The sequence below is a fragment of the Nocardioides sp. genome, assembly GCF_036401255.1.
In the GTDB taxonomy this organism is placed as follows: domain Bacteria; phylum Actinomycetota; class Actinomycetes; order Propionibacteriales; family Nocardioidaceae; genus Nocardioides.
Window position 1 is genome coordinate 1 of sequence record NZ_DASWVI010000069.1, and the last position, 10,974, is coordinate 10,974.

At 72.5% G+C, this 10,974-nt stretch carries 13 protein-coding genes; 4 read left to right on the forward strand and 9 right to left on the reverse strand.

Going from position 1 to position 10,974, the window contains the following annotated elements; genetic code table 11:
* Nucleotides 1-222: 222 nt before the first annotated feature.
* From VGD85_RS03160 to VGD85_RS03170, 3 genes are read right to left on the reverse strand one after another with little or no spacing between them, the layout of a single operon-like run.
* On the reverse strand, nt 223-1,485 hold the full coding sequence (locus VGD85_RS03160) for a GIY-YIG nuclease family protein (protein WP_331061995.1): 1,263 nt from the start codon (nt 1,483-1,485) through the stop codon (nt 223-225).
* A 39-nt stretch (nt 1,486-1,524) separates the two neighbouring features.
* Nucleotides 1,525-2,748 (reverse strand): class I SAM-dependent RNA methyltransferase, encoded by a 1,224-nt coding sequence (locus tag VGD85_RS03165; protein WP_331061996.1) that lies wholly within the window; start codon nt 2,746-2,748, stop codon nt 1,525-1,527.
* The gene (locus tag VGD85_RS03170; RefSeq protein WP_331061997.1) at nt 2,745-4,793 is read right to left on the reverse strand and encodes an APC family permease; all 2,049 of its coding nucleotides are present in this window, start codon (nt 4,791-4,793) and stop codon (nt 2,745-2,747) included. The genes VGD85_RS03165 and VGD85_RS03170 overlap by 4 nt, the downstream gene beginning before the upstream one ends.
* Nucleotides 4,794-4,865: 72 nt before the next feature.
* Between VGD85_RS03170 and VGD85_RS03175 the strand changes: the two genes are divergently transcribed.
* Both VGD85_RS03175 and VGD85_RS03180 read left to right on the forward strand, forming a co-directional pair.
* Complete coding sequence (locus tag VGD85_RS03175; RefSeq protein WP_331061998.1) at nt 4,866-5,531, forward strand: TrkA family potassium uptake protein; 666 nt, start codon at nt 4,866-4,868, stop codon at nt 5,529-5,531.
* A 7-nt stretch (nt 5,532-5,538) separates the two neighbouring features.
* Nucleotides 5,539-6,210 carry a TrkA family potassium uptake protein gene (locus tag VGD85_RS03180; RefSeq protein ID WP_331061999.1) on the forward strand — a complete coding sequence of 224 codons (672 nt, stop codon included), beginning with the start codon at nt 5,539-5,541 and terminating at the stop codon, nt 6,208-6,210.
* Between the two features lie 10 nt (nt 6,211-6,220).
* Here VGD85_RS03180 and VGD85_RS03185 read toward each other — a convergent pair whose 3' ends face one another.
* The 4 genes from VGD85_RS03185 to dut all read right to left on the reverse strand — a co-directional run bounded on the left by VGD85_RS03185 (nt 6,221) and on the right by dut (nt 8,480).
* Entirely contained in the window at nt 6,221-6,892 is a 672-nt protein-coding gene (locus VGD85_RS03185) for a DUF3159 domain-containing protein (RefSeq protein WP_331062000.1), read from the reverse strand.
* A 74-nt stretch (nt 6,893-6,966) separates the two neighbouring features.
* Nucleotides 6,967-7,329 (reverse strand): OB-fold nucleic acid binding domain-containing protein, encoded by a 363-nt coding sequence (locus VGD85_RS03190; protein WP_331062001.1) that lies wholly within the window; start codon nt 7,327-7,329, stop codon nt 6,967-6,969.
* 9 nt (nt 7,330-7,338) lie between these two features.
* Nucleotides 7,339-7,974: a DUF3710 domain-containing protein gene (locus VGD85_RS03195; RefSeq protein WP_331062002.1), complete on the reverse strand. Its 636-nt coding sequence runs from the start codon at nt 7,972-7,974 to the stop codon at nt 7,339-7,341.
* 50 nt (nt 7,975-8,024) lie between these two features.
* The gene (gene dut, locus VGD85_RS03200; protein WP_331062003.1) at nt 8,025-8,480 is read right to left on the reverse strand and encodes a dUTP diphosphatase; all 456 of its coding nucleotides are present in this window, start codon (nt 8,478-8,480) and stop codon (nt 8,025-8,027) included.
* 53 nt (nt 8,481-8,533) lie between these two features.
* Between dut and VGD85_RS03205 the strand changes: the two genes are divergently transcribed.
* A complete protein-coding gene (locus tag VGD85_RS03205) occupies nt 8,534-8,995 on the forward strand; it encodes a DUF3093 domain-containing protein (RefSeq protein ID WP_331062004.1) in 462 nt (153 codons plus the stop codon).
* A 41-nt stretch (nt 8,996-9,036) separates the two neighbouring features.
* A complete protein-coding gene (locus VGD85_RS03210; protein ID WP_331062005.1) occupies nt 9,037-9,333 on the forward strand; it encodes a DUF4235 domain-containing protein in 297 nt (98 codons plus the stop codon).
* Nucleotides 9,334-9,691: 358 nt separating this feature from the next.
* Here the strand turns inward: VGD85_RS03210 and VGD85_RS03215 are convergent, their stop codons facing one another.
* Nucleotides 9,692-9,982 carry a DUF4193 domain-containing protein gene (locus VGD85_RS03215; RefSeq protein ID WP_331062007.1) on the reverse strand — a complete coding sequence of 97 codons (291 nt, stop codon included), beginning with the start codon at nt 9,980-9,982 and terminating at the stop codon, nt 9,692-9,694.
* A gap of 147 nt (nt 9,983-10,129) precedes the next feature.
* Nucleotides 10,130-10,974 (reverse strand): inositol monophosphatase family protein (locus tag VGD85_RS03220; protein WP_331062006.1); only part of this gene is annotated, 845 nt, incomplete at its 5' end.

Here is a 10,974-nt window from a genome sequence, read left to right on the forward strand (position 1 = left end):
TCGCCAGCGAGGGCTCCGGGCTGCGCCAGCGGCTGGCCTTCGACCCGGACGTGACGACGGCCGCCCGGGTGCTCGCCGCGGTGTCCGAGCGGGCCGAGGTGCTCGACCTCGCGATCGAGGAGCCCGACGTCGAGGAGGTCGTGCGGCGCGTCTACGCCGCGCGGCGCTGACCTGTCAGTCGACACCTCGCCACGACAGGGGTTGACCCCCCATAGAAGCGTCTCAGTTCCGGTTCAGCCCCCAGGTGCGCGTCATCAGCGCGTCCTTGAAGTGCGACTCCGCGGCATCCACCTCCGAGGACGGCGTGGAGGGCCCGAAGACGCGCAGGATGCTGAAGACGAAGTGACGGGCGTGCTCCTCGACGGTGCCGTCGAGGGCGGTGCCGGCCTCCTTCGCCGCCTTCGCGAGCTCGCGCAGCGCGACGTTGCCCCCGTGCCCGTTCCTGGCGTAGGCCGACCAGCGGCCGATCAGCCGCTCGCCGCCGTCGGCCTTGCCGACGTAGTGCTTGCCCGTGGAGCTGTCGGTGATCAGGTAGATCCCCTGGACCTCCGACAGGGCCGATCGCCACTCGGCGTAGCGAGGGTCCGCGATGAGGTCTTGGAGCTCGTGCCACCGGAGCAGCACGCGGTCGAAGCCGGGGAACGGCACAGCGTCGCGGTCGGCGATCTCGAGGACCGGCAGCTTCGCGGCGCTGGGCCCCCACCGGTACCAGCTGCGCGGGCTCGTCCAGTCGACGACGAGCCGGTCCTCGAGGGAGCGGAGGAAGTCGATGCGGTGCAGGGCCCAGAACCGGTGGGTCTCGGTCTTCTCGGCGAGCACCTCACCGTGGTTCTCGTAGACGCCGAACAGACGGGAGCGGCTCTTCCCGTCGGCGACGAGGATGACCCAGTAGCGCGGCGGCTCAGCGGGGAACTTGGTCGTGGAGACGTCCTGGGAACGCGTGTACTCGCGGATGCGGTCCTCGGTGACGTCCTCGGGACCCTGGAGCCCGACGTGGCCCGAGGGCTTGAACGCGTGGCGGATGACCAGGATGTCGTCGAGGCCGATGACCGGGTCGTGGTCCGCGCCGACAGCGGTCAGCACGTGCCCCAGTGTGAGCGGGAGCGCGGACTTGCGCGCCGTGCCCAGGGCACCGTCCACGGGGCCGACGCGCGGCCGCCCGACGGTGTCCGGGTCGGTGTCCGGGTCGACGTCCCGGTCCGGCGGGAGGTCGCCGGCCCGGGCTGCCGGGTGGCGGCGGATCGCGTCGAGGACGGCGTCCCAGTCTCGGGCCATGGGGCTGACACCGTCCATGTGGTGCTCGCGCTGACGGTAGAACGCCCACGCCCGCAGGAGGTCGACACCACACCAGTCGGGCACCCGTCCGGTCGCCTCGTACTCACGCATCGCCGGCTGCAGGAGCGCGTAGTAGGCGTCGATCCCGCCCGCGAACCGCTCGTAGCCGTTGTAGTCCAGCGCCCACCTGAGCTCCGCCTCGCTCACCATCCTGGGATGATCGCACCCCCGACCAACAGCGCGGCTGCGTCAGCGGGTCAGCAGCGCCACGCACTCCACGTGATGGGTCATCGGGAACATGTCGAGCCCCCGCACCGAGCGCAGGACGTAGCCGAGCTTCTGGAACGTGGCGACGTCGCGGGCCAGCGCGGCCGGGTCGCAGGCGACGTACGCCACGGCTCGCGGCGAGCGCGCGACGACCTGTTCGACGACCAGCGCGCGGGCGCCCTCGCGCGGCGGATCGAGGACCACCACGTCCACCGAGGAGTACGCCGGCGGCAGCGGGCCGGCCAGCACCTTGTCGACCGGGCCGCACTCGACCCCGACCCCGGGCAGCCCGGCCAGGTTGGCCCGGGCGTGCCGGCAGGCGGTGCGGTCGGCCTCCACCGCGAGCACGTGGCCGGTGGGCCCCACCGCGTCGGCGAGGTAGCGCGCGAACAGCCCCACCCCGGCGAACAGGTCCAGCGCGGTCTCGCCGGGCCGCGGCTGCAGCGTGTCGAGCACGCTCTCGACCAGCACCCGTGGCGCCCCCGGGTGCACCTGCCAGAACCCGTCGGCCTCGACCTCGAAGAGGTGCTCGCCGCCGTGGCGCGGCGCGTCGACCCGCTCCCCCACGACCGTGGACAGGTCGGCCGCGTGCCGGTCCAGCGTCGTGCCGGCCCGGTGCACGGCGCGGGCGTCGGGCCGGGTGATCAGGCAGTCGTCGACGGGCACCACCTCGCGCGAGCGGTGCTTGCGCAGCCCGCGCCGGCCCCGCGGGCCGACCGCCCACTGGATGCGGGTGCGCCAGCGCAGGCCCGCCTCGACCTCCGGGGAGTCCCCGGGCACCGGCTCGACCTCGACCGGCACCTCGGACTGCGCGAGCCGGCCGAGCTGCTCGCGGACCACCGCGGCCTTGAGCTCGCGCTGCCGCGGCAGCGCCACGTGCTGGAAGTCGCAGCCGCCGCAGCGCCCGGGGCCGGCGTACGGGCAGGGCGGCTCGACCCGGTCGGCGGACGGCTCGAGCACCTCGACGGCGTCGCCGCGCCAGAACCGGTCGCCGTCGGTGCCCTCGGTGATCTCGACGACCACCCGCTCGCCGGGGATCGCGTGCCGCACGAACACCACCCGACGCCGGTCCGAGGGGCCGTCACCGGTGCCGTCGAGCCGCACCACGCAGTGGCCGCCGTGGGCGATCGGTCCGACCACGGCCTCGAACCGCTCCCCGACCCGCGAGCCGCCTCGTGCCTTCCGCGCCCGCGGCCGCCGGCTCACGGCTGGATCTGCCGGTCCGTCTCGGAGCGCGAGCCCGGGTTGCCCAGGCGGTAGTCGGTGGGCCGGGTCCAGACCCCGAGCCGCTCCTCCCGCTCGCGCGCCAGCTCCGAGGAGCGCAGCTGGTAGGGCACCGAGGTGACCATCACGCCCGGCGCGAACAGCAACCGGCCCTTGAGCCGCAACGCGGTCTGGTTGTGCAGCAGCTGCTCCCACCAGCGCCCGACGACGTACTCCGGGATGTAGACCGCGACCACGCCGCGCGGGTTGGCCTTGCGGATCTCGGTGGCGTACTCCACGATCGGGCGGACCAGCTCGCGGTAGGGCGAGTGCAGCACCTTGAGGGGTACGCCGAGGTTGCGCTCCTCCCACTCCTCGAGGAGCCGGTTGGTGGCGGCCGGGTCGACCGAGACGTAGACGCCCTCGAGCACGTTGGGCCGGGTGGCCTTGGCGAAGGCGAGCGCCCGCAGCGTCGGCTTGTGCAGCTTGGAGACCAGCACGATCGCGTGCACCCGGGTCGGGAGGACCTTGTCCTCCTCGTCGGCCGCGAGCTCGTCGTTGACGCTGTCGTAGTGGCGACGGATCGCGCGCATGCCGGCGAAGAAGAACACCATCGCGAGGATCGTGATCCACGCGCCGGCGAGGAACTTGGTGATGAGGACGATCACGAGCACGACCGCCGTGAACGTCAGGCCGACGGTGTTGATCGTGCGGGAGCGCAGCATCCGCCGCCGGACGGCCGGATCCTTCTCGGTCTGCAGGTGCCGGGTCCAGTGCCGGATCATCCCGAGCTGACTGAGGTTGAACGAGACGAACACGCCGACGATGTAGAGCTGGATCAGCCGGGTCGTCTCGGCGTTGAACACCTGGATCAGCACGATCGCCATCACGGCCAGGAACACGATGCCGTTGCTGTAGGCGAGCCGGTCCCCGCGCGAGCCGAGCGCCCGCGGCGCGTAGCCGTCCTTGGCCAGGATCGAGCCGAGCACCGGGAAGCCGTTGAACGCGGTGTTGGCGGCCAGCACCAGGATCACGCCGGTGACGGTGACCACCAGGTAGAACCCGGCCGGGAAGTCGTGGAAGACGGCCTCGGCGATCTGGGCGATGACCGTGTGCTGGTCGTAGCCGGCCGGCAGCGGCTCACCGTTGCGCGTGAGCCGGTCCATCTCGTCGGGGTCGACCAGCTGCAGCCCCATCTGCTTGGCGAGCACGATGACGCTCACCATCATCGTGATCGCGATCATCCCGAGCAGCGCCAGCGTGGTCGCGGCGTTGCGGCTCTTGGGCCGGCGGAACGCCGGGACGCCGTTCGAGATCGCCTCGACACCGGTCAGCGCCGCACAGCCGGAGGAGAACGCGCGGGCGAGCAGGAACAGCAGCGCGAACGTCGTCATCGAGTCGCCGTAGCCCGGCGCCGTCGCCATGTCGAGGTCGGCGCTCTCGACCTCGGGCAGCCGCCCCGCGACCAGCTCGTACATGCCGTAGGCGCACATCCCGAGGATCGCGACCATGAAGGCGTACGTCGGGATCGCGAAGAACGTGCCCGACTCGCGGATGCCGCGCAGGTTGATCGCCATCAGCAGCACGACCATCAGGCTCGCGAAGAGCGCCTCGTGGCCGCTGAGCGCGTCGATCGCCGACGCGGCGTACTGCGCCCCCGAGGAGATCGACACCGCCACGGTGAGCACGTAGTCGACCAGCAGCGCGCTCGCGACCGTGGTGCCGGCGGTCGGGCCCAGGTTGACGGTCGCGACCTCGTAGTCGCCGCCCCCGCTGGGGTAGGCGTGGACGGTCTGCCGGTAGGACGCCACCACGGCCGCCATCACCAGCGCGACCGCGATGCCGATCTTCCACGACCACACGTAGGCCGACGCGCCGGCCAGCGACAGCATGATGAAGACCTCGTCCGGCGCATAGGCCACCGACGACAGCGCGTCGCTGGCGAACACCGGGAGGGCGATCCGCTTGGGGAGGAGCGTCTCCCCCAGCTGGGAGCTGCGCAGCTTGCGCCCCAGCAGGATCCGCTTCGATACGTCGCCGACACTCACGAACGGCAAGGCTAGACCGTGAACCGTCCTGTCTGTGAGTTGCAGGGCCGACGCTGGGGTAGCGTCTGCGGCGTGCACGTCGTGATCATGGGCTGCGGCCGGGTCGGCTCGACGCTGGCCCGCAGCCTCGAGGACCGCAACCACACCGTCTCGGTGATCGACAGCGAGCCCGACGCCTTCCGCCGGCTGGGCCCGGGGTTCAACGGGGACAAGGTGACCGGGCAGGGCTTCGACCAGGAGGTCCTCGAGAAGGCCGGCATCCGGCGCGCCGACGCGTTCGCGGCCGTGTCGAGCGGCGACAACTCCAACATCATCGCCGCCCGGGTCGCCCGCGAGACGTTCGGCATCCAGCAGGTCGTCGCCCGCATCTACGACCCCGGCCGGGCCGAGGTCTACCAGCGGTTGGGCATCACGACGGTCGCGACCGTGAAGTGGACGGCCGACCAGGTGCTCCGGCGGCTGCTGCCGGCCGGCGCCGAGCCCGACTTCCGCGACCCCTCCGGCACGATCCGGCTGGACCAGCTGCCCGCCCCCGAACCCTGGATCGGGCACCGCACGGTGCACTTCCAGGAGCAGGTCGGCTGCCGGATCGCCTGGATCGACCGGCTCGGCGAGGGCATGCTGCCCACCCGCGAGAGCGTGATCCAGGAGGGCGACATCCTCCATGTGACGATGCGCGAGGACAACGCGCCGCGTGCCTACCAGGTCATCGACCGCGGTCCCGACGACGAAAGCTGAGTGAGCCATGCGTGTCGCCATCGCCGGCGCCGGTGCGGTCGGTCGCTCGATCGCCCGTGAGCTGATCATGAACGGCCACGACATCCTCCTGATCGACAAGGACCCGAACTCGATCAAGCCGGAGCGGGTGCCGGACGCCGAGTGGCTGCTGGCCGACTCGTGCGAGATGTCCTCGCTGGAGGAGGCGCGGCTCGACCAGTGCGACGTCGTCATCGCCGCCACCGGCGACGACAAGGCCAACCTGGTGACGGCCCTGCTCGCCAAGACCGAGTTCGGGGTGCCGCGCACGGTCGGGCGGGTCAACCACCCCAACAACGAGTGGCTGTTCACCGAGGCCTGGGGCGTCGACGTCAACGTGTCGACCCCGCGGATCATGTCCGCGCTGGTCGAGGAGGCGGTGACCGTGGGCGACCTGGTGCGGCTGTTCACGTTCCGCCAGGGCAACGCCAACCTCGTCGAGATGACGCTGCCCGCGGACTCGCCGTACGTCGGCAAGCCGGCCGGCCTGATCCCGTTCCCCGAGAACTGTGCGCTGGTCACGATCCTGCGCGACGGCCAGGTCTACGTGCCCGACGCCGAGCAGCCGGTCGAGGCCGGCGACGAGCTGCTGTTCGTGGTGCCCTCCGACCTCGAGGACAACCTCGAGCGGCTGCTCGCCCCGACCGCCCACGGGGGCTGACCCCGACCGCTCAGGCCTCCGCGACCGGCGTCTTGTTGCGGCTCAGCACCCACGCCATCGCGGCCAGGGCGGCGAGCTGCAGCGGCCAGCCCATGCCGATCTTGAGGATGCCGAGCGCGGCGACCGCGGAGTCGGGATCGATCGACCCCGCCTTGCCGGCGAACCAGATCGGCGCCTGCACCACCACCCGCACCAGGCACGGGATCGCCAGCAGCCAGGTCAGCGTGGTGCACAGCCGGACGATCTGGCGGTCCTGGTGCCACGCGGTCGGGTCGCCGGCGACGCTGCCGACCATGAAGCCGACCAGCGGCCACCCGATCAGGCAGGTCAGCGAGAGCACGACCGTGTAGACACTGTTGTAGATCAGGCCGGGCAGGAAGTAGGCCAGCGCCTGGTCGTTGGCGTCGCCGCCCTGGCGCGCCGAGATCGTCACGAACACCCAGCCGATGCCGATGCCGAACAGCGCGTTCAGGCAGAACTGCGTGGTCGAGCGCTGCACGAGGCGGACCACCAGCAGCACGACGGCGACCGCGATGCTCGAGGCGAGCGCCAGCCGCAGCTCCTTGGTGGAGAGCCACAGCACCGTGAAGATGATCGTGGGTACGGCGGCCTCGATCATGCCGCGGCGACCGCCGAGGGCGCGCGAGATCTGGGCGCGGACCACCGCCTCGACGGTGTCCACGCTCGGCGGCGTGTGCCCCGTCGACCGGCCGGGCTGGTGTCCGGGGGTCCCGGGATCCCCTGGCACTGCCTCGGTCACGGCATCAGCTCGTAGCGCGGGTTGTACAGGACCCGGTGGCCGTCGTAGCGCCCGATCCGGCCCCGGATCTTCAGCGACCGGCCCGGCTGAACGCCCAGGATCCGCCGTCGGCCGAGCCAGATCACCGTGATGGTGCCGGTGCCGTCGTACAGCTCCGCCTCGAGCGCCGGGACGCCACCGCGCGGACGCAGCGTCACCGTCCGCAGCGTGCCCTGGAGCGTGACCTGCTCACGGTCGGGGGCCTCGCCGATCCGGTCGAGCCGGTCGTCGGCGTACTCCTTGCGCATGTCGCGGGCGTGCTGGTCGCTGGTGTTCGCCCACCGACTGATGCTGCGGCGCAGCCGGCTCTTCTCCGCCATCCGAGGAGCCTACGTCTCGGGGCGCTCGGTGAGCTGGTCGCGCGGCGGCATCGCCAGCGGCAGCGCCGCGCCGACCGGCATCGCTTGGGCGCCGCGGCGCACCACGACCTGCTCGATCGCGTCCTCCCACAGCCCCGGCCCGTCGGCGGACTGCGCGGCCGGGCCCATCAGCGTGGCGCGCAGCATCCAGCGCTCCCCGTTGACGCCGATCACCCGCGACGGCTGGGTGCCGGTGCGGCCGTCGGGCGTGCGCACGGTCAGCTGGCACATCAGCTCGGTCCCGAAGCGGCCCTCGCGCTCGGTGGCCGTGCCCCCGCGCTGGGCGTAGTCGGCGGCCAGCCGCGGGCGGATCTCACCCCACAGGTCCCCGCCGCGCGGAGCCGCGAACGCCCGCAGCTCGAGCGCACCGTCGGGGCCCGCGAGCACGACCGCCTGCACCTCCTCGGCGTCCTCGTCGACCTGGAGGCGCAGCTCGAGCCCGGGCAGGGGCGCGACGAGCATCGAGCCGAGGTCGACCCGCGGCTGCTCGTCGTCCTCGGGCAGGTCGTCGATGTCGAAGGGGCCGGTCGACGGCTCGGCCTCCTCGGCCGGCACCTCGGCCTCGGCCGCTGCCTCGGCGTCGTCGGACTTGCGACGGAACTTCACGAACACTCCTCAGTCGAACCGGTCGGTCGGTCAGGCTCTCGGGACCTCGGTCAGGACCGACCGAAGCCTCCGGTAGAACCGTAGCCCCCGGCGCCACGCACCGAACCGGGGAGTTCCCCCACCTCGGCGAACCGGACCCGCTCGACGCGCTGCACGACCAGCTGCGCGATCCGGTCGCCCCGCCGCAGCTCGATCGGCTCGCGCGGGTCGTGGTTGACCAGCATCACCTTGATCTCGCCGCGGTACCCCGCGTCGATGGTGCCGGGGGTGTTCACGATCGACAGCCCGTGCCGAGCGGCGAGACCGGACCGCGGGTGGACGAACGCGGCGTACCCCTCGGGCATCGCGAGCGCGATGCCGGTCGGCACCATCGCCCGCTCCCCCGGCGCGAGCGTCACGTCGACGGTCGTCAGCAGGTCGGCGCCCGCGTCGCCCGGGTGGGCGTACGCCGGCAGCGGCAGCTCCGGGTCGAGGCGCTGCACCTGGATCTCGAGGTCGATCGTCACGTCGCCGGACCCTACCCGCCGGCCCGGGGCCGCGGAATGGGAGGATTCGGCCCGTGACCCTGACCCCTGTCTACAGCGAGCGCCTGGGCGTGCCGCTGCGCTGGTGGGTCCAGGGGACGATGTTGGTCGCGACGCTGTGGCTGGCCGTGGCGGTCGCGCTGCCGGCCCTCGCCGCGTGGCTGGTGACCGCCGCGGCCCTCGGGCTGCTGTTCTCCTGGCTGTGGTCCTACGGCTCGCCGCGGATCGTGGTCGGCAACAGGACGTTCCGCGCCGGCCGGGCGCACATCGACGCGCGGTTCCTGGGCGCCGCGACCGCGCTGGACGCCGAGCAGACCCACCGGGTCGCCGGCGTCCAGGCCGACGCCCGGGCCTACCTGCTGCTGCGGCCTTACCTCAAGCGCGCGGTCCAGGTCGAGATCACCGACCCGGCCGACCCCACGCCGTACTGGCTGGTCTGCACCCGCCACCCCGAGGAGCTGGTCCGCGCGCTCACCGCGCTGACCCACGCCGGCTGACCGCACGCGTCGGCGGGCCGGAGCCTGGGTACTGTTCGGCCATGGCATCTGGAGGATCCAAGGTCTGGACCGTGTTCTCGCTCGTCTCCGCACTCGGCGCGGCGGCGATCGCCAAGAAGGCGATCGACAAGTCGTGGACGATCGCGACCGGCAAGAAGCCCCCGGAGAACCCCGCCGACCCCGACGTCGACATCTGGGAGGCCGTGGCCTGGGCGGTGGCCAGCGGCACCGCGATCGGCCTGGCCCGGATGATCGCCCAGCGCCGGGCGGCGTCGTACTACGCCCGCTCCACCGGCCACCTGCCCCCGGACCTGCGCAAGGACCACCAGGAGGCCTGAGCCACGCCGAGGCGGCGCCAGTTTCCCCCCGTGGCCACGCCGAGGCGGCGCCAGTTTCCCCCGTGGCCACGCCGAGGCGGCGCCAGTTTCCCCCGGGGCCACCCCGAGGCGGCGCCAGTTTCCCCCGGGGGCCTGCCGAGGCGGCGCCAGTTTCCCCCGGGGGCCTGCCGAGGCGGCGCCAGTTTCCCCGCAGTGCCTGCATTCACGCCGACTCGGCGGCTCCTGGGCCTGCATTCACGCCGACTCGGCGGCTCCTGGGCCTGCATTCACGCCGACTCGGCGGGCCCTGGGCCTGCATTCACGCCGACTCGGCGGGCCCTGGGCCTGCATTCACGCCGACTCGGCGCGGGGGTCCGGGTCAGACGCAGTCGCGGCAGATCATCTTCTTGGCGTCCGCCAGCTGGCTGCGGTGGTGGACCAGGAAGCAGCTCATGCAGGTGAACTCGTCGTCCTGCTTGGGCTTCACCTCGACGGCGAGCTCCTCGTGGGAGAGGTCGGCGCCGGGCAGCTCGAAGGACTCAGCGGCCTCGGCCTCGTCCTCGTCGACCTTGCCGGAGTTCTTGTCGTGACGGCGCGCCTTGAGCTCTTCGATGCTCTCCTCGGACTGCTCGTCCTCGTTCTTGCGCGGTGCGTCGTAGTCAGTCGCCATCGTCACTCACTCCCCTGGAACCTGCTGCCCCACGTCTCGTTGTCCCTGCCTTCGCGGCTGCCCCGGCGCGGCAGATTGTGCACCATCGGGGCCGGACCGTGCACACCGCATCGGCGTTGCGGGTCGTGAACGTCCGGTGACAGGTCCCTATTCCCCGTCCTGTGCGGCTCCATCGGCCAGGAATCCCGATTCCTGAACAACGCCGAGGAGCTCGTCGAAGCCGTGTGTCGGAGCACACACGACCAGCTCGCTGCCACCGATTCCGGGCCAGCGCTCGAGCCGCGCACCGGCCAGCTCGGCGATCAGGCCGCCGGCGGCGTGGTCCCAGAGGTTCACGCCCTCCTCGAAGTAGCCGTCGAGCGCGCCCTCGGCGACGTGGCACAGGTCCAGCGCGCAGGAGCCGAAGCGCCGGATGTCGCGGACCCGCGTGATCAACCGGGCCACGCCGGCGGCCTGCAGGCCCCGGATCCGGGCGTCGTAGTTGAAGCCGGTGCCGAGCAGCCGCAGGTGCAGGGGCGTCGGGCCGCGCACCGCGAGCGGCTCGCCGTCGCGGGTCGCCCGGCCGCCGGCGCCACCGGCATCGGGGTCGTCCGCCCGGTGCCCGACGTACTCCACACCGCTCGCGACGTTGAGCACCACGCCCGCGACGACCTGCCCGTCGCGCTCCGCGGCGATCGAGACGGCGTACTGCGGCAGGTCGTAGAGGAAGTTCACGGTGCCGTCGATCGGGTCGACGATCCAGCGGATGCCGCTGCGGCTGGCGACGTCGTCGCCCTCCTCGCCGAGGAACCCGTCGTCGGGCCGGCGCTCGGCGATCAGCCGCCGGATCAGCGTCTCGCTGGCCCGGTCCGCCTCGGTGACGATGTCGACCTCGCTGGACTTGGTCGCCGCGACCGTGACGCCGGCGGCGCGGCGGCCGCGGACCAGGTCGGCGGCCGCGCGGGCGACCTCGAGCGCGAGGTCGGCCAGCTCGGCGTTGGTGGGCGCCGTCA